19 protein-coding genes and 1 pseudogene are annotated in these 21,061 nt (G+C 64.9%); 4 read left to right on the top strand and 16 right to left on the bottom strand.

Annotated features, from left to right (window positions below; genetic code table 11):
* Positions 1-2 precede the first annotated feature (2 nt).
* Positions 3-1,640, bottom strand: coding sequence for a TldD/PmbA family protein (locus tag GJ698_RS25545; RefSeq protein ID WP_154360684.1), 1,638 nt, complete (start codon positions 1,638-1,640; stop codon positions 3-5).
* A 312-nt stretch (positions 1,641-1,952) separates the two neighbouring features.
* Here GJ698_RS25545 and GJ698_RS25540 point away from each other — a divergent pair, with 312 nt between their 5' ends.
* Entirely contained in the window at positions 1,953-2,774 is an 822-nt protein-coding gene (locus GJ698_RS25540) for a class I SAM-dependent methyltransferase (RefSeq protein WP_154360683.1), read from the top strand.
* A 73-nt stretch (positions 2,775-2,847) separates the two neighbouring features.
* Here GJ698_RS25540 and GJ698_RS25535 read toward each other — a convergent pair whose 3' ends face one another.
* The 13 genes from GJ698_RS25535 to GJ698_RS25475 form a co-directional block, all read right to left on the bottom strand.
* Complete coding sequence (locus tag GJ698_RS25535) at positions 2,848-4,305, bottom strand: methyl-accepting chemotaxis protein (protein WP_229260169.1); 1,458 nt, start codon at positions 4,303-4,305, stop codon at positions 2,848-2,850.
* 112 nt (positions 4,306-4,417) lie between these two features.
* Positions 4,418-6,097 (bottom strand): methyl-accepting chemotaxis protein, encoded by a 1,680-nt coding sequence (locus GJ698_RS25530; RefSeq protein WP_154360681.1) that lies wholly within the window; start codon positions 6,095-6,097, stop codon positions 4,418-4,420.
* 8 nt (positions 6,098-6,105) lie between these two features.
* Positions 6,106-6,591, bottom strand: coding sequence for a chemotaxis protein CheW (locus GJ698_RS25525; protein WP_154360680.1), 486 nt, complete (start codon positions 6,589-6,591; stop codon positions 6,106-6,108).
* Between the two features lie 12 nt (positions 6,592-6,603).
* Positions 6,604-8,277 (bottom strand): methyl-accepting chemotaxis protein, encoded by a 1,674-nt coding sequence (locus tag GJ698_RS25520; protein WP_154360679.1) that lies wholly within the window; start codon positions 8,275-8,277, stop codon positions 6,604-6,606.
* Between the two features lie 28 nt (positions 8,278-8,305).
* Positions 8,306-9,574, bottom strand: coding sequence for an EAL domain-containing response regulator (locus GJ698_RS25515; RefSeq protein ID WP_154360678.1), 1,269 nt, complete (start codon positions 9,572-9,574; stop codon positions 8,306-8,308).
* Positions 9,575-9,576: 2 nt separating this feature from the next.
* A complete protein-coding gene (locus tag GJ698_RS25510) occupies positions 9,577-10,656 on the bottom strand; it encodes a protein-glutamate methylesterase/protein-glutamine glutaminase (RefSeq protein WP_154360677.1) in 1,080 nt (359 codons plus the stop codon).
* A complete protein-coding gene (locus GJ698_RS25505) occupies positions 10,653-11,174 on the bottom strand; it encodes a chemotaxis protein CheD (protein ID WP_154360676.1) in 522 nt (173 codons plus the stop codon). Before GJ698_RS25505 ends, GJ698_RS25510 begins: the two co-directional genes overlap by 4 nt.
* A complete protein-coding gene (locus tag GJ698_RS25500) occupies positions 11,171-11,980 on the bottom strand; it encodes a CheR family methyltransferase (RefSeq protein WP_154360675.1) in 810 nt (269 codons plus the stop codon). Before GJ698_RS25500 ends, GJ698_RS25505 begins: the two co-directional genes overlap by 4 nt.
* A gap of 13 nt (positions 11,981-11,993) precedes the next feature.
* Positions 11,994-12,566 (bottom strand): chemotaxis protein CheW, encoded by a 573-nt coding sequence (locus GJ698_RS25495; RefSeq protein ID WP_154360674.1) that lies wholly within the window; start codon positions 12,564-12,566, stop codon positions 11,994-11,996.
* Positions 12,567-12,579: 13 nt separating this feature from the next.
* Positions 12,580-14,742, bottom strand: coding sequence for a chemotaxis protein CheA (locus GJ698_RS25490; protein ID WP_154360673.1), 2,163 nt, complete (start codon positions 14,740-14,742; stop codon positions 12,580-12,582).
* Positions 14,743-14,751: 9 nt separating this feature from the next.
* Entirely contained in the window at positions 14,752-15,048 is a 297-nt protein-coding gene (locus tag GJ698_RS25485) for an STAS domain-containing protein (protein WP_154360672.1), read from the bottom strand.
* A gap of 35 nt (positions 15,049-15,083) precedes the next feature.
* Positions 15,084-15,452, bottom strand: coding sequence for a response regulator (locus GJ698_RS25480; protein WP_090192355.1), 369 nt, complete (start codon positions 15,450-15,452; stop codon positions 15,084-15,086).
* Positions 15,453-15,465: 13 nt separating this feature from the next.
* The gene (locus tag GJ698_RS25475; protein ID WP_229260168.1) at positions 15,466-16,611 is read right to left on the bottom strand and encodes a methyl-accepting chemotaxis protein; all 1,146 of its coding nucleotides are present in this window, start codon (positions 16,609-16,611) and stop codon (positions 15,466-15,468) included.
* Between the two features lie 379 nt (positions 16,612-16,990).
* Here GJ698_RS25475 and aqpZ point away from each other — a divergent pair, with 379 nt between their 5' ends.
* Positions 16,991-17,683 carry an aquaporin Z gene (gene aqpZ, locus GJ698_RS25470; protein ID WP_154360670.1) on the top strand — a complete coding sequence of 231 codons (693 nt, stop codon included), beginning with the start codon at positions 16,991-16,993 and terminating at the stop codon, positions 17,681-17,683.
* On the opposite strand, the gene GJ698_RS25465 is transcribed toward aqpZ, so the two are convergent.
* Positions 17,680-19,293: a methyl-accepting chemotaxis protein gene (locus GJ698_RS25465; protein WP_154360669.1), complete on the bottom strand. Its 1,614-nt coding sequence runs from the start codon at positions 19,291-19,293 to the stop codon at positions 17,680-17,682. The genes aqpZ and GJ698_RS25465 overlap by 4 nt on opposite strands.
* A gap of 252 nt (positions 19,294-19,545) precedes the next feature.
* Here GJ698_RS25465 and GJ698_RS25460 point away from each other — a divergent pair, with 252 nt between their 5' ends.
* Positions 19,546-20,166 carry a Crp/Fnr family transcriptional regulator gene (locus GJ698_RS25460; protein WP_229260167.1) on the top strand — a complete coding sequence of 207 codons (621 nt, stop codon included), beginning with the start codon at positions 19,546-19,548 and terminating at the stop codon, positions 20,164-20,166.
* A 29-nt stretch (positions 20,167-20,195) separates the two neighbouring features.
* Here GJ698_RS25460 and panD read toward each other — a convergent pair whose 3' ends face one another.
* Positions 20,196-20,555, bottom strand: coding sequence for an aspartate 1-decarboxylase (gene panD, locus GJ698_RS25455; RefSeq protein WP_110846333.1), 360 nt, complete (start codon positions 20,553-20,555; stop codon positions 20,196-20,198).
* 168 nt (positions 20,556-20,723) lie between these two features.
* Between panD and GJ698_RS25450 the strand changes: the two are divergent.
* Positions 20,724-21,061 (top strand): annotated as a pseudogene (locus tag GJ698_RS25450) (GGDEF domain-containing protein); the annotation flags it as partial.

Raw genomic sequence — 21,061 nt, 5'->3', positions numbered from 1 at the left:
ACTTAGCCGATTTTGCGGGCGGTGTTGATCACGTTGATGCCGTTGAAGCGCGTGGTCGACGCGCCGTGCGACACGATGGACACTTGCGGCGGCTGCCCTTTGCCGTCGAAGAAGGAACCGCCCATGCGCCAATCGCGCTCGTCGCAGATGCCGACGCAGGCGTTCCAGAACTCCTGGGTGTTGGACTGGTAAGCCACGTCCTCCAGCTGCTGGCCGATCTTGCCGTTCTTGATTTCGTAGAACAGCTGGCCGCCGAACTGGAAGTTGTAGCGCTGCTGGTCGATCGAGAACGAGCCGTCGCCGACGATGTAGATGCCCTTCTTGACGTCCTTGATCATTTCGTCCGGCGTCATCTTCTTGGCGCCGGCCTTGAGCGAGACGTTCGGCATGCGCTGGAACTGCACGTTGGCCCAGTTGTCCGCATACGAGCAGCCGTGCGATTCCTTCTCGCCGATGATGTGCGCCTGGTCGCGCGTGGCCTGGTAGTTGACCAGGATGCCGTCCTTGATGATGTCCCAGTTCTTGCACTTGACGCCTTCGTCGTCGTAGCCGACCGCGCCCAGCGAACCTGGCGTGGTTTTGTCGGCGACGATGTTGACCAGGTCCGAGCCGTACTTGAATTTCTTCGACTGCCATTTGTCCAGCGTGGCGAAGCTGGTGCCGGCGTAATTGGCTTCGTAGCCCAGCACGCGATCCAGCTCGGTCGGGTGACCCACCGATTCGTGAATCGTCAGCCACAGGTGTTCCGGCGACAGCACCAGGTCGTACTTGCCCGGTTCGACCGACTTGGCTTTCAGCTTGGCCTTGGCCTGCTTGCCGGCCAGGCGCGCGTCTTCGATGATGTCGTAGGACTTGGTGTACAGCGTGGTCACGTTGCCGGCCGCCTGCAGCTTGTGCTCGGGGCGCGCATCGAGGTATTCATAGCCCATGCCGACCGGCGCCGACAGGCCCTGGCGCGAACGGAACTTGTTCTCTTTCTTGTCGACGGCGGTGGCGAAGAACGGCACCCACAGGCGGTGCACGTCCTGATCGATGTAGGAACCATCGGTGGAGGCGAAGTACTTCTGCTGGTTCACCTGGAACAGCAAGGACTGCATGAAGCTGGCGCCGGCGTCCATGCCGGCTTTGTTGGCGGCGATCAGCAGCTCGGCCTTGTCCTTGATGGCGACCGTGCGCCAGTCCTTGACGATGGGCGTGGCCCAGGACACTTCGCCCACGCCCTTGACCGGCGCCAGGATCAGCGGTTCGGTCTGCAGCTTGGCATTGGCCTTGGCGATGGCGACCGCCTGGCGCGCGGCGGCCGCCACGCCGTCCGGCGTCATGTCGTTGGTGGCGGCGAAACCGTAGGCGCCGCCGGCGATCACGCGCACGCCGACACCGGCAGATTCAGTGTTGGTGACGTTTTCCACGTTCAGGTCACGGGTGGTGATGAACTGGTTCAGGTAGCGGCCCACGCGCACGTCGCAGTAGGAAGCGCCGGCCTGGGTGGCGGCCGTCATCGCGGTGTCGGCCAGGGCTTTTTTGAATTTCACATCCACGGGCGCCAGCAACTCCTCGGCCGCGATGGCGCGACCGAAGGCGGGCAGCAGCATCGTGCCCAGAGCCAGACTGCTGATATTGAGGAAAGCACGTCGTTCCATAGTATCTCCAACATTGTTGTGGGCGGGCCGCCCATTTGGCAGAATATCCGTCGCCTGTTCTGTGAATTTGCCAATATTAGCGGCGGATTACGTAGCGAATAGGCAAAATGTATGCCATCGACAAGCCTTCTGCAAGTGATTGATTCGGGTGTCCGGAGTGTCCGATCCGGTGTCCGCGAAGTGTCCGCTGACTGTCCGCGCACCCAGCCGGTGCGGGGATGGCATTTCGCTTGACCTGTTTGCGTGCTTGGCCGATGATCGCGCAGGGCGCGCGGATGCGTCGCCTAATTTCCACACTTGAGGAGACTGTGCATGAAACCATTTGTATTGGCGGTCCTGGCCCCCTTGGCCACTGCGATGCTGTTCGGCGCCACCAGCGCCGCGCACGCCGACGATGCGCTGAAGGCGGCGATCGCCGCGCCATCGCGCACGCCGGACAACGTCAAACGCGACGTCTACCGCCATCCGTATGAAACGCTGGCCTTCTTCGGCATCAAGCCGAACATGACGGTGGTGGAACTGGCGCCGGGCGGCGGCTGGTACACCGAGATCCTGGCGCCCTACCTGCGCGACCACGGCAAGCTGATCACCGGCGGCAATGACATCGCCTCGCCGAACGAAGGTGAACGCAAGGGCGCGGAGCGCTTCCTGGCGCGCCTGAACGCCAAGCCGGAGGTGTACAACAAAGTCGCCATCGGCGTGTTTTCGCCGGGCCGCAAATACGAGATGGCGCCGGCCAACAGCGTCGACATGGTGCTCACCTTCCGCAACATCCACAACTGGATCGAGCTCGGTCCGGACAAGATGAAGGAGTTGTTCGGCAGCCTGTACACGGTGCTGAAGCCGGGCGGCGTGCTGGGTGTGGAAGAGCATCGCCTACCGGCGTCGAAGACGCAGGATGCGACGGCCAGCAGCGGCTATATGCATGAGCAGTATGTGATCAAGCTGGCGGAAGCGGCGGGGTTCAAGCTGGCCGGCAAGTCGGAGGTGAATGCCAACCCGAAGGATACGGCCGATCACAAGAACGGCGTGTGGGCGCTGCCGCCGACTTATACCAACAAGGATGAGGATAGGGCGAAGTATCAGGCGATCGGCGAAAGCGATCGCATGACGCTCAAGTTCGTGAAGCCTTAAACCCGCACTACGTGAGAGGGGTCTGACCCCGCATGGGGTCAGACCCCGCGACGGACCGCCGTGCGGGTTTATATCAGAAGCGCGTAAATTTGGTTTCGTCCGGCGTGCTGTCGGACGCCAACCCGATGTTGCGCGCGGGGCGGCTTGCGGTGGCGGGTTTCATCGCTGTCGGCCGCCGCGCAGCCACGCGCGGCGCATCGTCCACAGCATACTGCTTGAACACCGCCATCAAACGCCGCAGCTGCTCCGCCTGGGCACTCATTTCTTCCGATGTCGCCGCCAGTTCCTCCGAACTGGCCGCATTCACCTGCGTGGTCTCGCTCAGCTGAATCACCGCGCCATTGATCTGCCGCACACCGGAACTCTGCTCTTCCGAAGCCGCCGTGATCTCCTGCACCAGCTCCGACGTCTTGCGGATATTTGGCGCCAGCTGGTCGAACATGGCGCCGGCCTGCTCTGCCAGTTTCACGCTGTCCTCCGCCACCTCGCCGATCTCCTGCGCCGCCACCTGGCTGCGTTCGGCCAGCTTGCGCACCTCGGCCGCCACCACCGCGAAGCCCTTGCCATGCTCGCCCGCGCGCGCCGCCTCGATGGCCGCGTTCAGCGCCAGCAGATTGGTCTGGTAGGCGATATCGTCGATGATGCCGATCTTGCCGGCGATCTGCTTCATGGCCGACGCCGTGGCCTTCACCACTTCGCCGCCGCGCGCCGCCTCCACCGCCGCCTGGGTGGCGATGCCGTCGGTGATCTTGGCGTTTTCCGTGTTCTGCGCAATCGACGCCGTCATCTGCTCGATGGACGCGCTGGTTTCCTCCACGCCCGCCGCCTGCTCGCTGGCCGCCTGCGACAGGGACTGCGCGGTGGCGCTGACCTCCTGCGCCGCGCCGGACAGGCTGGCCACCACCATCTGCACATCGCGCACGATGCCGGACAGGCTGCGGCCCAGCCACACCGCCAACGCACAGCCGAGGATCGCGATCACCACGTCCGCCGCCAGTATCATCTGCTTGGCGGAGTTGGTCACCTCGGTCATAGCTTCCGATTCCTTCCTGGTCTCGGCGTCGTTCACCTTCAACAGCTTGCGGAAGGCGGCGGCAATGGCTTCGTCGGCGCCCTTGATGTTCTTGTCCATCTCCAGCGCCGTCATGCCCTTCTCGTGCATGGCTTCCAGCTGCGACATGCTATGGTCGTACGCCTTGACGCCGGCCTGCACTTCGGCCAGCAACGCCTGCTCTTCCGGCGTAAGGCCTCCCGCCTCGCGATAAGACGTCATCTCTTTTTCGATGACCGCCAGTTCGGTGCGGAACTGCACATTGCTGTCGGGACCACGGAGGATGTAGTTCTTGAACAGCCGCACGGCGCGACCATGCGCCGTCACCGCTTCCAGCACGGCGTTCTTGCGCGCCAGCGTGACGGTTTCGAAATCGGTCCAATGATCGTGCAGGGACGTCAGCTTGCTGAAGGCGATCACGCCCATCAGCACCACCAGCAGCACAACAAGGCCAAACCCGGCGTGCAGCCGAGTCTCCATTTTCATCTGATTGAACATGGGCGGACACTCCTTGGGGAGACGGATCACATTTCATTGTGAACCAATATTTCTCCCCAATTCTCACCAAAAATAACTGTGCGGTGTCTACGCGTCAGAACTTCACGAAGTTTGTCTCATCAGGATCGCTCATTTCCGGCATGCGGCGGCTGGAGAGCACGCCGCCGGTCCGTGCCGGCTTGTGTGGCTTGCGTGTCACTACCATCGGCCGCACCGCGCGCGCCACGCCGGCCAGCTTGAAGAAGGACATCGCCTGCTGCAGCTGCTCCGCCTGCGCGCTCATCTCTTCCGCCGTCGCCGCCAGCTGCTCGGAGCTGGACGCGTTCTGCTGCGTAGTCTGGCTCAGCTGCGTGACGGCGGAGTTGATCTGGCCCACGCCGGCCGACTGCTCTTCCGACGCCGCCGTAATCTCCTGCACCAGGTTCGAGGTGCGGCGGATATTCGGCACCATCTCATCCAGCAGGCGTCCTGCCTTGTCGGCCAGTTCCACACTGCTGGCCGCGACCTGCTCGATTTCCTGCGCCGCCACCTGGCTGCGCTCCGCCAGCTTGCGCACCTCTGCCGCCACCACGGCGAAGCCCTTGCCATGCTCGCCCGCGCGCGCCGCCTCGATGGCCGCATTCAGCGCCAGCAGATTGGTCTGGTAGGCGATGTCGTCGATGATGCTGATCTTCTTGGCGATCTGCTGCATCGCCGCCACGGTGGACTTGACCGCCTCGCCGCCCTCGGCCGCCTCCACCGCCGCCTTGCTGGCGATGCCGTCGGTGACCTTGGCGTTCTCGGTATTCTGCGAAATCGACGCCGTCATCTGCTCGACCGAGGCGCTGGTTTCCTCCGTGCCCGCGGCCTGCTCGCTGGCCGCCTGCGACAACGCCTGCGCGGTCGCGCTGACTTCCTCCGACGCCGACGCCAGCGACTCGGCGCCGTTGTTCACTTCCTGCACCACGTCGGACAGTTTCTCGATCATGCCCTTCATCGCCGCCAGCAGGCTGCTGGTGTCGCCGGGTTTGAGCTGCACCTCCGCACTCAGGTCGCCATCGGCCACGCGGCGCACGATGTCGGCCGCGTAGCCGGGATCGCCGCCCAGCTGCTGCATGATGCCGCGCAGGATCAGCAATCCCAACGCCACCAGCAGCGCCAGCGCGACAGCGGACGCGGTGTACATGCTGGATGTGGCGGAAGCCGATGCGGCATCGGCTTCCTTCACGGCGTCATCGCCATATTTGACGTTCAGCTCCACCAGCTTGTCCAGATTGGTCTCCAGGTCGTGGAAGGCGTTACGGTTGTCGGCCAGGTTGGCGTGCAGCGCGAGGAACAGCTCCTTGCGCTTGCCCGGTTCCGCGCCCTGGATCTGCGTCAGCAAGCCGCCGAATTCCGCGTCCTTCTGCTTCCACGTGTCCCAGGCCTTGGTGAAGGTCTTCCACACCGTCGCTTCTTCCGGCGCCTGCGGCAGCGCGTCGTACACTTTCCAGGCCTGGTCGATCTGGGTGAAGATCTCCGCGCGGCGCTTGATCTGCTGCGTGATCTCCTCGATGTTCTCGGGATAGCCGGCGCCGGCGTCGGCCGCGCGGTTGGCGGAACGGATGCCGGTCTTGCCTTCGTTGATGGTCATCAGCGCCTGCACGGAAGGCATGCGGTTCTTGCCGATTTCGGCCAGCATTTCGCTTTCTTTTTTCAGCCCTTGGAAAGCGATCACCACCACCAGCAACAACGCCAGCACTGCAACAGCAATCAGCGCCAGGATCTTGGTCCTGACTGTAATGTTTGCGAACATGAAGCCTCCTAGTGGATGTGCGCTACGAATTCCTGCAAGTGCAAGGTCGATACCACGTGCTGCACGTTCAGCAGCAGCACGAAGCGGCCATTCACCTTGCCGATGCCGTGCAACAGTTCCGCCTTCACCGCGCCAAAGCGCGGCGCCGGCTCGATCTCGACGGCGGGAATCTCCATCACCGCGTTGACCGCATCGACCAGGATGCCGATCACGAACGGGCCTTCATCGCCGTCCACCTCCACCACGATGATGCAGGTGCGCTTGCCGATGGGAGAAGGCTGCCGGTCCAGCCGCCGCGCCAGGTCCAGCACCGGCACCGCCGTGCCGCGCAGGTTGATCACGCCGCAGATCGACGGCGGCATTTGCGGCACCGGCGTCACGCCGGCATATTCCAGAATTTCGCGCACCGCCAATATGCCCATCGCGAACATATCCTGCCCCAGCATGAAACTGAGGTATTGCGCCGGCGTGCCGGCCGCGGCCAAGGTATTCATCTGCTGCCTCGCTTAGAATTTGACGAAGTGCGATTCGTCCGGTTCGCTCATCTCGCTCATGCGGCGCATGGCCGCCACGCCGCCGGGCGAACGCGCCGGCTTGCGCGCCATCACCGGCGTGCGCACCGCGCGCGCGCCGCCGGCCAATTTGAAGAAAGCCATGGTGTGCTGCAGCTGCTCCGCCTGGCCGCTCATCTCCTCCGCCGTCGCCGCCAGTTCCTCGGAGCTGGATGCGTTCTGCTGCGTGGTCTGGCTCAGTTGCGTAACGGCGGAATTGATCTGGCCCACGCCGGCCGACTGCTCTTCCGACGCTGCTGTAATCTCCTGCACCAGGTTCGAGGTGCGGCGGATATTCGGCACCATCTCGTCCAGCAGGCGCCCGGCCTTGTCGGCCAGCTCCACGCTGCTGGCCGCGACCTGCTCGATTTCCTGCGCCGCCACCTGGCTGCGCTCGGCCAGCTTGCGCACCTCGGCCGCCACCACGGCGAAGCCCTTGCCATGTTCGCCCGCGCGCGCCGCCTCGATGGCCGCATTCAACGCCAGCAGGTTGGTCTGGTAGGCAATGTCGTCGATGATGCTGATCTTCTTGGCGATCTGCTGCATCGCCGCCACGGTGGACTTGACCGCCTCGCCACCCTCGGCCGCTTCCAGCGCCGCCTTGCTGGCGATGCCGTCGGTGACCTTGGCGTTCTCGGTGTTCTGCGAGATCGACGCCGTCATCTGCTCCACCGAGGCGCTGGTTTCCTCCGTGCCCGCGGCCTGTTCGCTGGCGGCCTGCGACAGCGACTGCGCCGTGGCGCTGACTTCCTCCGACGCCGACGCCAATGCTTCGGCGCCGTTGTTCACCTCCTGCACCACGTTCGACAGCTTGTCGATCATGCCCTTCATCGCCGCCAGCAGGCTGCTGGTGTCGCCGGGCTTGAGCTGCACGTCCGCCGTCAGGTCGCCGTCGGCCACCTGGCGCACGATGTCGGCCGCGTAGCCGGGATCGCCGCCCAGCTGCTTCATGATGCCGGTCAGGATGAACAGCCCGATCGCCACCAGCAGCACCAGCGCAATGCCGGACGACAGGTACATGGTCTTGAGCGCGGCGGCCGACGCGCTCTCCGCGTTTCTGACATCGCTGTCGCCGTATCCCGCGTTCAGCACCACCAGCTTGTTCAGGCTTTCCTCGGCGTCGTGGAAGGCCGTGCGGTTGTCCTTGAGGGTGTTATGCAGCGCCGCGTAAAGCTCCTTGCGCTTCGCCGCGTCGGCGCGCACGATCTGGCCGGCCAGGTCGTTGATGACGCTATCCCGCTGCTTCCATGCGTTCCATTGCGCGACAAAGGTCTTCCACAGCGTTGCCTCTTCCGGCTCCTGCGGCAAGGCGTCGTAGATTTTCCAGGCCTTGTCGATATTGGCCCAGACCTCCTGCTTGCGCTGGATCTCGTGCGGGATGTTGTCCAACTCGTCGGGATACTGCGAGGTCGAATCGATCGAGCGGCTGGCCGAACGCAGCGCCGTCTGGCCCTCGCTGATGGCCTGCAGCGCCTGCACCGACGGCATGCGGTTGCGGCCTATCTGCACCAGCATCTCGCCCTGCGTCTTCAGTCCGGCGAAGGCGACGCCCACGATGGTTATCAGTGCGATGACCGCCACCGCCAGCAAAATCAGAATCTTGGTCCTTACCTGCAATGTTGACAGCATGACGATCCCCCAGCATGGTTATGGTTGTTTATTCCGATCCCGCCAGCGCGCGCAAGCGGCGCCGGTCCTGCCGCATCCAGCCCACCAGTTCTTCGGCCGGCATGGGCTTGGCCAGCAGATAACCTTGCGCCATGTCGCAACCGAGGTCGCGCAACAGCTTCCAGTCCTCCACCGTTTCCACGCCTTCGGCCACCGTCGCCACGCCCAGGCTCTGCCCCAGATCGAGCGCGCTTTTCAGCACGGTCAGGCGGTTCGGCCATTGCGCGGCGCCGTTGACGAAGGCGCGGTCTATCTTCAGTTCCGTGAACGGGCAGCGGGCGAACTGCTGCATCGACGAATAGCCGATGCCGAAATCGTCCATCGCCAGGCCGAAGCCCATCAGCCGCAGGCGGCCCATATTGGTCAACGCCTGCGACAGCTGGCGCATCACGCTGGTCTCGGTGACCTCCCACACCAGCGACGCCGGCGCCACGCCGGAACCGTTCACCAGCGCCGTCAGGCGGTCGATGAAGGCGCGTTCAGCCAGGTTGTCGGCGGACAGGTTGATCGACACCGTCAGCGGCGGCAGGCCGGCCTGCTGCCAGTGCTGGATGTGTTCCAGCACCTGCTGCACCAGCACCAGCGTGAACTCGGCCATCAGCGGCTGGCCTTCCAGCGTATCGATGAAGTGAGCCGGCGATAGCAGGCCGCGTTGCGGATGCTGCCAGCGCGCCAGCGCCTCCACGCCTTTCAGCTGGCCGTTCTGCATCGCGACCTTGGGCTGGAAGTGCGGCAGGAACTCCTTGCGCGCCAGCGCCTGCGCCAGTTCTTCCAGCGAAGCCTGGGCCGGCAACGATGGCGGCGGCGCCGGCGCGCAACCGCCATCGCGGTCGCCGGCCTTGCACAGCAGCTGCGCCAGCGATTCCAGCTGCACCGGCTTGAGCAACGTTCCCAGCAGGCCGATGGCGGCGTCCTCGCGCGCCATGTTCTCGATGATCTCCAGCAGGCGCGGGTCCCGCGCGCTGACCACGATCAGGTTGTCGGCCAGGTTGCGGTCGCGCAGCTGGCAGGTCAGCTCGATGCCGTCCATGCCCGGCATTTCAAGATCGGTCAGCACCAGGAAGATGCGGTCGTGCCGTTCGCGCTCCAGCAGCTGCAAGGCTTCGTTGCCGTCGGCCGCTTCGAAGATCTCGCCGAACGCCAGTTGCCGCAGCAGGCCGACCAGGTAGCCGCGCTGCACCGAGCTGTCCTCCACCACCAGCACGCGGCGTCCTTCCCATGGCGGGGAAGCGGTAGCGCTGGGCGGAGGTATCTGCATGATCAGTGCTGCAGCTGTTGCAGGATTTCGCGATAGATCGCGTTCAGCGGCACCGACTTCTCCACCCCGCCGCGCTTGACCGCCTCTTTCGGCATGCCGTACACCACGCAGCTGGCTTCATCCTGCGCCACGGTGCGCGCGCCGGCCTTCAGCATCTCCAGCATGCCGGCCGCGCCGTCGTCACCCATGCCGGTCATGATCACGCCCAGCGCGTTGGCGCCGGCCGCGCGCGCGGCGGAACGGAACAGCACATCCACCGACGGCCGGTGGCGGTTCACCAGCGGCCCGTCCACCACTTCGACGAAATACTGCGCGCCGGTGCGGCGCAGCAGCATGTGCTTGCCGCCGGGCGCGATCAGCACCTGCCCTTGCAGCACGCGGTCGTTGTTTTCCGCCTCCTTCACGCGCACCGCGCACACGCTGTCCAGCCGCGCCGCAAAGGCCGCCGTGAATTTCTCCGGCATGTGCTGCACCACCACAATGCCTGGCGAGACGCGCGGCAGCGCCGTCAGCACTTCCTCCAGCGCCTGCGTGCCGCCGGTGGAGGTGCCGATCGCCACCACGCGCTCGGTGGTGGCGGTCATCGGCCGCGCATCGATCGGCGGCAGGATGGCGTCCGCATTCAACTTGACGGTCACCGGCGGCGGCGGCATCGCGGCGCGCGCCGCCAGCTTGCCCACGTGCGCGCCGGCGGCCGAGCGCACGGCGGACACCAGTTCGTCCGCGCTGTCGTGCAAAAACTGCTTCAGGTCCAGGCGCGGCTTGGTGATGATGGCCACGGCGCCGGCGGTCAGCGCCTCCACCGAAGTCTGCGCGCCCTTCTCGGTCAGCGTCGAGCAGATCACCACCGGCGTCGGATGTTCGGTCATCAGCTTGCGCAGGAAGGTGATGCCGTCCATCTTGGGCATTTCCACGTCGAGCACGATCACGTCCGGCCATTGCACCTTCATGCGCTCCATCGCCAGCAGCGGATTGGCCACCGCATGGGTGACGGTGATGCCGGGCGCCGCGTTCAGCAGCCCGCTCAGCACCTGCCGCACCACGGCCGAATCGTCGACGATCATGACCTTTATTCCACTCATGCCTGGGTCCTTGCTCCTGCATTGCTCCATCCCGGCTCCGGCGGAACCTGGCGGCTCAGCACCTCGCCATTACGGATGGTGAAGATAAGTTGACGGTGTCCTTCGCCGAACAGGCTTTCGGACACCACGTGTATGCCGTGCTGCTGCAACATGCTGCGCGCATAGTCGCCGTTCTGCATGCCGATGTCGCGCACCTTGTCGCTGCGCGGGAACATGGCGCCGCCGCCGAAGATCTTGCCCTGGCACTGCACCAGCGGCACGCCATGCTGCGCCATGCCTTCCACCAGCAGCTGCATGGCGTCGGCGCCGTACATGCCCGGCTTGTCGGAGGGACGGTCCGCCTTGCGCCGGCCATGGCCCGGCAGCAGGAAGTGCGACATGGCGCCGATGCGCAGCGCCGGGTGCCACAGCGTGACCGACACGCAGGAACCCAGCAAGGTGCGCACGCGATAGCGTCCGTCGCCGACGAAATAATCGCCCGGCATCAGGAAGATATCGATCAGCTTGGCGTCGTTCATGGCTTGCGATAAATCGAGGGCGCGACCGCGGTCAGCGTATCGTTGATGTCGTTCAGCGTTTCCGAATGGCCGATCAGGAAGTAGCCGCCGGGCCGCAGCTGCGCCAGCAGGCGCGCCACCACCTGGCGCTTGGTCTCCAGGCTGAAGTAGATCATCACGTTGCGCAGAAAGATCACGTCGAAGGTGCCGACCCTGGGCAGCGGCGCGTTCAGGTTCAGGTGCTGGAACTGCACGCGCTGGCGCAGCGAACGCTCGATCAGCATGGTGCCCGCCTCGCTGCCCTGGCCCTTGAGGCAAAAGCGCTTCAGGTAGGCCGGCGGCATCTGCGTGGCGCGCTCCATCGGATAGTGGCCGCTGCGCGCGCGCTGCAGCACGCGGGTGCTGATGTCGGTGCCCAGCACTTCCCACGACGCCTCGTCGCCCATCACATCGGCCAGCACCATGGCGATGCTGTACGGTTCCTCTCCGCTGGAGCTGGCGGCGCTCCACACGCGCAGCGCGCGGTTCCTGTCGTGCGCCTCCTTCGCCAGCTCGCGCAGCAGCGCGAAGTGCTTCGGCTCGCGGAAGAAATAGGTCTCGTTGGTGGTCAGCAGGTCCACCGCCACCTGCAATTCGGCCGGCTGCGCGCGGCTCTCCAGCAGGCGCAGATAGTCGCCATAGCTGTCGAGCTGGTAGTGCGCCAGCCGCTTGGCCAGGCGGCCGCTGACCAGCGCCTGTTTGCCGTCGGCCATGGTGATGCCGGCGGCGTCGAAGATGAAGCGCTGGAACTGCAGGAACTCGCGCTCGGTGATGGTCGCCACGCTCATGGGACACCGCCAGTCAGGCGACAGCGGCGGCGGTGCCGCGTGCCATCTCGACGATCTCCTCGCTCGACAGCACGCGCTCGATGTCCAGCAGGATCACGAAACGGCCGCGATTTTTGTCCGTCAGCTTGCCCATGCCGGCGATGAAGTCGGGCCGGATGCGCGTGCCGAACGACGGCGCCGGCTCGATATCGCCGGCGGCGATTTCCACCACCGCGTTGACCGCGTCCACCAGCATGCCCAGCACCTGCTTGCACTCGCCGTCCTCGCCGCCCGTCTCCACGATGACGATGCAGCTGCGCTTGCCGATGATGCTTTGCGCGCGGCCGAAGCGCGCCGACAAATCCATCACCGGCACCACCGCGCCGCGCAGGTTGATCACGCCGCGCACGCAGTCCGGCATCATCGGCACGGTGGCCAGGCTGCCGTATTCGATGATCTCCTTGATGTGCAGGATGCCGACCGCGAACTGCTCCTCGCCCAGCATGAAGGTCAGGAACTGGCTGGGCAGCGCGGCGCCGCTTTGCAGCGCGACGATGGCGTTGCTGCCGTAGGTGACCACGTTGGAACTGTCGATTGCGGCGCTCATCTGTTTTATCCTCCTATGCGGCCAGCGCCGCCACGGCGCCCTTGCCGGCCACGGTGTGCATCAGCGCCGACACGTCCAGGATCAGCGCCACCTCGCCGCTGCCCAGGATGGTGGAGCCGCTGATGCATTTCACTTCGCTGAACATGGGGCTGAGCGGCTTGATCACGGTCTGGAATTCGCCCAGCAGCGTATCGACCACCAGCCCGGCGCGATGGTTGCCGAACTTGAGCACCACGATGCTCTCGCGCCGCGTGGCCGCGCCGTCGATGCGGAACAGCTGGCGCAGGCGCACCAGCGGCAGTACCTGGCCGCGCAGGTCGGTGTAGTCCTGTCCCGGCTCGGTGGCGTATTCGATGCACTCCTCGATCATGTCGAGCGGGATGACGAACACCGACGATCCCACCTGCACCAGGAAGCCGTCGATGATGGCCAGCGTCAGCGGCAGGCGCACGGTGACCGTGGTGCCCTGGCCTTCGCGGCTGCCGACATCCACGCTGCCGCGCAGCGCCTGGATATTCCGCTTGACCACGTCCATGCCGACGCCGCGCCCGGACAGGTTGGTGATCTTCTCCGCCGTCGAGAAGCCCGCCTCGAAAATCAGGTTGTAGATTTCGCTGTCGGTCAGCTTGCGCTCCGGGTCCACCAGTCCGCGCTCGATGGCCTTGGCCAGGATCTTTTCCTTGCGCAGGCCGCCGCCGTCGTCGCTGACTTCGATGACGATGCTGCCCGATTCGTGGAAGGCGTTCAGCTTGATCATGCCCTTGGCCGGCTTGCCGGCCGCCACGCGCACGTCGGCCGGCTCGATGCCGTGGTCCATGGCATTGCGCACCAGGTGCATCAGCGGGTCGCCGATTTTTTCCACCACGGTCTTGTCCAGTTCCGAATCCTCGCCGTCGACAATCAGGCCGATGTCCTTGCCCAGTTCCCGCGCCACGTCGTGCACCACGCGCTGGAAGCGGTTGAAGGTGGCGCCGATCTTCACCATGCGCAGCTCCAGCGCGGCATCGCGCACGTCCTCCACCAGGCCGGTCAGCGTCGAGGTGCATTCCAGCAGGTCGGTGTTGTGGATCTGCTGGCCGATCATGCTGGCGCGCGCGCCGGCGATAATCAGTTCGCCCACCAGGTCGATCAGCCGATCCAGCTTATCGGAGTCGACGCGGATCGAGCGGCTCTCCTGCGCCTTCTGCTCGGTGACCTGCTTCTGCTTGGCCAGCGCGGCTTCCACCACCACCGGCGGCACGTTGCCGGCGCCGACCAGGATGCTGCCCAGCTGCTGCGGCGGCGCGTCTTCCTGCTTGCCGGACTGCTGCTGCAAGGCGCCTTCCAGCTCGTGCGCGGTAACGCTGCCGCAGTGGACCAGGATCTCGCCGAGGCGGGCGTCGAGTTCCGGCAGGGCGCGGATCAGGTTGACGTATTCCGACACCTTGCTGTTGGGCGGGATGATGCGGATCTCGCAGTCGTCCTGCACGAACTCGAACACGCCGGCAATCGCCTCGCGGTCGGCCGTGCTGTCGAAGGCGATTTCAAAACCGAGGTAGCACAGCTCCGCATCCATTTCGTCGGCGGGCGGCAGCGCATCGGGAATGGTGGCGATGCCGACGATGCGTCCCAGCTTGCCCAGGTAGCGCAGGAAGGCGATCGGGTCCATGCCGTTCTGCAGCACGCCGCGTCCGAAGCGCAGCGAGATGTGCCAGTAGTCGCTGTCACCATGCTGCTGGTCGATGCGCTCCACGCCCGGTTCCGCGTGCACCGCCAGGCCGGAAGCGATCGCCGGCGCGGCCTCGCCGTCCATGTGGCGGCGCAGCTGCTGTTGCAGCATCTCGCCTTCCGGCGCGGTGTCGGGATCCTGGTCGTGGCGGCCGGCGGCCAGCGCGTCGATCATGCCGGACAGGTAGTCGCAGCAGGACAGCAGCAGCACCACCATTTCATCGTTGAGCGTCACGCTGCCGTCGCGCACCTTGTCCAGCAGGCTTTCCACCACGTGGGTGAAGGCGACGATGTGGTCAAGGCTGAACAGGCCCGCCGAGCCCTTGATGGTGTGGGCGGCGCGGAAGATGGCGTTGATCGCCTCGCCCTGGTCGCCGGCCAGGTCCACATTCAGCAGCGCGTTCTCCATCTCCTCCAGCAGCTCGCGGCTTTCGGCGATGAAGGTCTGTAGCGCGTCATCCAGGTTCATGGCTTCCCCCTAAGCGTGTATCAGCACGGCGTCGCCGAAGAAGGCGACCAGGTCCAGCATCTCGAAGATTTCCACCACGGCGGGGCTGTGCTGCAGCAGGCGCAGCTCGCGCTGGTCGGCGGCGGCGGCCTGCTTGGCCAGCATCAGCACCTGCAGGCCGGCGGTATCGAGCTCGGTCACGCCGGACAGGTCGATCTCCAGCACGCGCGTCTTGCGCAGCGCTTCCAGCACGCTGAGTTTCAGATCGGCGGCGCGGTAGATCGTCATTTCGCCGTCAAGGGAAATCCGGGTAACGTCGTCCGCCATCGCAGCCTCCGCTCAATTAGCTCACTCTCGATCGATTATGGCAGCACCAGCTTGGCCACGGCGCCCAGCAGCACCTCGGGCTTGAAGGGCTTGACCACCCAGGCCTTGGCGCCGGCCGCCTTGCCCTCTTCCTTCTTGCTTTCCTGCGACTCGGTGGTCAGCATGATCACCGGCGTGAACTTATAGTTGGGCAGCTGCTTGAACTGCTTGACGAAGGTGATGCCGTCCATATTGGGCATGTTGACGTCGCACACCACCAGGTGGATTTTCTGCCCGGTGCATTTGGACAGCGCATCGACGCCGTCCCGTCCCTCGATCACATCGTATCCCGCGCCCTTCAGCGCTATTCCCACTACCTGACGCAGAGAGGCCGAATCATCGACCACCATGATGGTTTTTCCCATATCTTATCTACCCTCAGAAAAAAGTGATTTCGTCGGCTTCGGAAGCGGCCGGCGCGGCCAGGCGCGCGCCGCTGTGCACCGCGTGTTCCTCGGCCATGGCGTAGGTCTTCTGCAGCTCGTGCAGCAGACGGTCCGGATCGGGCGCTTCCAGCACGCCGCTGGCCTCGTATTGCGCCCGGTTCTCGCGCAGCAGCGCCGGCAGGCTTTCCATGTTCTCGCGCACGTGCGACATGACCTGGCTGACGCGGTCCTGGAACTGCAGCTGCACCAGCGCCTGGCCCACCTCGCCCTGGATGCCGATGCTCTCCTGCTTGAGCAGCTCGGACGATTGCACCAGCGCGTCGGTGATGTGGCGGAACTCGGCCAGCACGGAATCGATCATGCCTTCGGCCGACTGCATCGACTTGTCTTCCGATTCGCTCGATTGCTCGGCGGCCTGGCTGGCGGCCAGGATGGCGCTGCTGATCAGGCCCACGCGGTTGGTGATCTCCTTGCCGGTTTCGGCCGAGCGCATCGACAGCATGCGCACCTCCTGCGCCACCACCGCGAAGCCGGCGCCGGCCGGACCGGCGCGCGCCGCTTCGATGGCGGCGTTCAGCGCCAGCAGATTGGTTTGCGCGGCGATGCTGGCCACGCCTTCGGCCATGCCGCGCAGCTCGCGCGTAAAGCGTTCCAGGTCCTTGATCTGCGCCAGCATGGCCTGCTTGGACGACATCGCCGATTTCATCGACGTCACCACCGAGCCAAGCTGGGTTTCGCTGTGCGCGAACACCTCGGTCATGGAACTGCCGTTCTGGTTGTTGGCGCTGGAGACGTGCACCGCGTTATCCAGCTTGTCGACGATGCTGGAGAAGCGCGACGCCAGGTCGGACACCGCCTCCTCCATCTGCGTGCGGGAGTTTTCGATATGCCGGCACCACACGGGCAGCACGGCGTCGCCGAAGCGTTCGCGCCCGGCGAGATACTGGTCGATCATGGAATTGTCGCCGGCGGCGCTGGCCACGCCGAAACCGGTATCGCGCGTCAGCCACGCGGCGGCGGCCAGCAGCAGCGCGGCCCAGATCAGCGTGTACCAGCCCCAGGCGCTCCAGCCCGCGACGATGGTGCCCAGGGCGCCGGCGATCGCCAGCCCGAAGGGCGCGAGAATTTTGCTGTTCAACCCGGTATCGTTCTTCACTAGACGCCACCCCGCTGTCATCTCGGAGTCTGCCGTCCCAGCATGCCCCGGTAGTCCAACTGTATCCCAGAAACCCAGCCCACGCCACAGTGCGACAGGCGAATCCATTGTAGCTGGAGTTTCACGCGGCAGCGGCGCAAATCGCCTGCGGCGCGCAATTATGCAAGCGACGGCGCGCCCGGCGGCACGGCCCACGGAGCCTCGCAGGCAAAGGGCTCCTTTAATCGCAACAGCATCCATCTTGCTAGTCGCTTGTTGCGCAACTGCATCATATGCGCCAGCGGCGGGGGCTCGACTTTTTGCGCGCTTGCTAGTACATTGGCAAGCTTGCAAATTACTTAACATCATTTTGGAGTCGGACATGAAGCAGTATGGAGCGGAATTCTTTGGTACTTTCTGGCTGGTGCTTGGCGGCTGCGGCAGCGCCGTGCTGGCGGCGGCGTTTCCCGGCGTCGGCATCGGCCTGCTCGGCGTGGCGCTGGCCTTCGGCCTGACGGTGCTGACCATGGCCTACGCCATCGGCCACATCTCCGGTTGCCACCTGAATCCGGCGGTGTCGATCGGCCTGTGGGCCGGCGGCCGCTTCCCGGCCAATCAGCTGCTGCCGTACATCGTGGCGCAGGTATTGGGCGGCATCGCCGCCGGCGGCGTGCTGTATGTGATCGCCAGCGGCAAGGCCGGCTTTGATGTCAGCGCCGGCTTCGCCGCCAACGGCTACGGCGCTCACTCGCCGGGTGGCTACTCGCTGACCGCAGCGCTGGTGTCGGAAGTGGTGATGACCATGATGTTCCTGCTGGTGATCCTGGGCGCCACCGACGCCCGCGCGCCGAAAGGCTTCGCGCCGCTGCCGATCGGTTTCGCGCTGACGCTGATCCACCTGATCTCGATCCCGGTCACCAACACCTCGGTCAACCCGGCGCGCAGCACCGCCGTGGCGCTGTACGTCGGCGACTGGGCGGTGAGCCAGCTGTGGCTGTTCTGGGCGGCGCCGATCGCCGGCGCCCTGCTGGGCGCGGCGGTCTACCGCTTCATCGGCAAGGCCGATCCAGCTTAACTGAATGAAGCCAGCAGCTTCGCGCGCGACAGGCCGACTCGGCGCGGCGCCGCCGCATCGTCCAGCTTGAAGATGCTGACCGCTTCGGCCAGCTGCGCGGCCTGTTCCTGCATCGAGCCGGCGGCGGCGGCGGCCTGCTCCACCAGGGCGGCGTTCTGCTGCGTCACATGGTCCATCTGCGAGATGGCCATGTTGATCTGCTCGATGCCGTGGGTCTGCTCGACGCTGGCGTTGCTGATCTCCGCCATGATGGCGGTCACGCGCTCGATGCTGCGCACCACCTCCTCCATGGTGCTGCCGGCCTGGCCGACCAGCCGCGTGCCGGTTTCCACCTTGCCGACCGAATCGTCGATCAGCGACTTGATTTCCTTGGCGGCGCTGGCCGAACGCTGGGCCAGGTTGCGCACCTCGGACGCCACCACCGCGAAGCCGCGGCCCTGCTCGCCGGCGCGCGCCGCTTCCACCGCCGCGTTCAAGGCCAGGATGTTGGTCTGGAAGGCGATGCCGTCGATCACACCGATGATGTCGACGATCTTCTTCGACGACTGATCGATCGAGGCCATGGTCTGCACCACGTCCGCCACTTCGGCGCCGCCGCGCTGCGCCACCTCGGCCGCGCTGGCCGCCAGCTGGTTGGCCTGGCGCGCGTTCTCGGCGTTCTGCTTGACGGTGCTGGTCAGCTCTTCCATCGACGACGCGGTTTCCTCCAGCGAACTGGCCTGCTCCTCGGTGCGCGACGACAGGTCCAGGTTGCCGGCGGCGATTTCCGTCGAGGCGGTGGAGATGGTATCCGTGCCGCTGCGCACCTCGCTGACGATGGTCACCAGGCTTTGCGACATGCGGTTCAGGGCATGCAGCAGCTTGCCCGGTTCGTCCTTGCTGTAGTCGGTGTGCGCGCGGCCGCTGCGGTCGACCAGGTCGCCCTCGGCCACGCACTCGGCCAGCGCCACCGCCTCGTTGATCGGGCGCGTGATGCCGGCCGTCAGCCACCAGGCGAAGGCCACACCGAACGCCACCACCAGGATCGCCAGCAGCACCAGCAGGGTGCGGCTCTGCGCCGCCACCTCGTCGATGCGGGCGGCGGCGGCGTCGATTTCCTTGCGCTGGTGGTCGAGGATTTTCTGCAGCATGCCTTCATAGGTCTTGGCCGCCGGCAGGTAGACCTGGTCCAGCAGGCGCGTGGCCTCGGCGGCGTCGCCGGCGCTCTTGGCCTTCATCACGTTGTCGCGCGAGCTGACGTAGAGCTTGCGCGTCTCCACCAGCTCATCCATCAGCTTCTTGTCGGTGTCGTTGGTCAGCACTTCGATCTGCTTGATCAGGCTTTGCGCGTAGCTGGTGCCTTCCTTGGCCTCGTCGGCAAAGAAGGTGGCCAGCGCCGGGTCGGCGCTCTTGGCGACGGCGGTGGTGCGGCGGATGCCGGCAAACACGGTGCGGTACCAGTCGGAAATCAGGCGCTCCTTGGCCAGCGGCGTCTGCATCATGTCGCGCGTGGCCGAGGCGACGCCCTGCAGGCGGTAAATGCCGAGGCCGGTGTTGAGAATGAGGACGGCAAGAATGATGGCAAAGCCCAACGCCAGGCGCCTGCCGATGCTGAGGTCACTGATGTTCATACGAGGTCTCCGGTACGCATAGTGTTGCTTATAGTGTTTCTATAGTAACGCCAAAACCATGAATGAAAGCAACTTGTTCAACTGATTGAAGTTTGGAATAAATTTTAATTTTCATTCTAATCTGCAACAAATATTGTGTCGCAGACTGTGAAAACGTTTACACTTTGAAGTTCCTTTTGTACGGCCGTTTACATAGCTGGATTTTAAATACAACATTGCAGGACGGCCATCCGCCACTCCTAAAAAACTGAGATGAGCAACGCATTCCAAGAACACCGCGCGAAATACCGCGAAGTCGTATCCCGCCGCTATGGCGTGACTCCCGAACTGTACGATGAAGCGTCGCGTTTGCTGGCGCCGCTGGCGGTGCCTTTCAGCATGCGCAAGGGCGAGTACCTGCAACGCATCGGCACGCCCGCTCACTATATTCACTGGCTGCACAGCGGCGTCACGCGGACCGGTTTCATCACGGACGCCGGCAACGAGGTCACGCTGCACTTCCAGAGCGACGGCGAACCGGTCGGCGCGCACGACGATCTGTTGCGTTCATGCGACGCTGTGCCGGCGCTGAACTTCGTGGTGGCCGAAACCGCCGTTCACGGCTATCGGCTGGATTGGGCGGAAGTGAGCGCCCTGTACAAGAGCAACAACGACCTGCGCGATTACTACCTGGGCGCCGCCCAGCGCAGCATCATCGACCAGAGCCGCCGGCTGTACCTGAACGCCTCGCCGGCGCAGGGCCGGCTGATCGCCTTCCGCCGCGAATATCCGGGACTGGAGCAGCGCATTTCGCAGAAGGTGGTGGCGTCGTTCCTCGGCATCACGCCGCAGTACATGTCGCAGCTGCTGCGGCAGGACGGCAGCAAGCCATAAAAAAAAGCGCTCCGGGGAGCGCTTTTTATTTACTTCTTGATGCTTTTGATTTTGTTGTTTTCATCGACAAACACCAGCTTCGGCACGTGGGTCTCGATCTCCTGGTCGGTCATCGGACCGTAGGTGCAGATGATCAGCAGGTCGCCCAGCTGCGCCTTGCGGGCGGCGGCGCCGTTCAGCGAAATCTCGCCGCTGCCGCGCTTGCCGGGAATGGCGTAGGTGGCGAAGCGCTCGCCGTTGTTGACGTTATACAGTTCGATCTGTTCGTTGACTTTGATATCGGCGGCTTCCAGCAGGTCCACGTCGATACCGCAGGAACCTTCGTAGTTCAGGTCGGCCTGGGTCACCGTCACGCGGTGCAGCTTGGAGCGCAGCATAATACGTTGCATAGAATTCTTTCCCTCGATAGTAATCGTTCAAACTTTGCATCCTGTCCAGGCAGAGGCAGCGACGCGAGGGCGGCATTGTACCATTTGCCGCCTGGCGCCGCCGTATTCCCCCCGCTCCTCGCCGCTTTGTGGCATATTGTTTCCTTGTAAACATATTCAACTATTTTCATGAAGCTGACCCGCCTGCTAACACTGTCCACCGCCGTCCTGGCGCTGCTGGTGTGCGGCATGCTGGGACACATCGCGCACGACGCCTGGCGCCGCTACGACGCCACCAGCACCGGCCTGCAGGCGCTGCGCCTGACGCAGGCGGCCATGGTGGCGGCGGAGAAGCTGTCGTTCGAACGCGGCCCGGTCAACGCCATGCTGGGCGACGCCACGCCGGCCGATCCGGCGCGGCGCCAGCGCCTGCAACGCGGCCGCGCCGCCACCGACCTGGCGCTGATGCAGCTGGAGCGCGAACTGCGCGCCGACTACGGCGCCAGCATGCCGCCGCTGGCGCTGCA

The sequence above is a fragment of the Duganella aquatilis genome, assembly GCF_009674565.1.
GTDB lineage: Bacteria > Pseudomonadota > Gammaproteobacteria > Burkholderiales > Burkholderiaceae_D > Rugamonas > Rugamonas aquatilis.
This window is presented reverse-complemented; position numbering and strand designations above follow the sequence as displayed.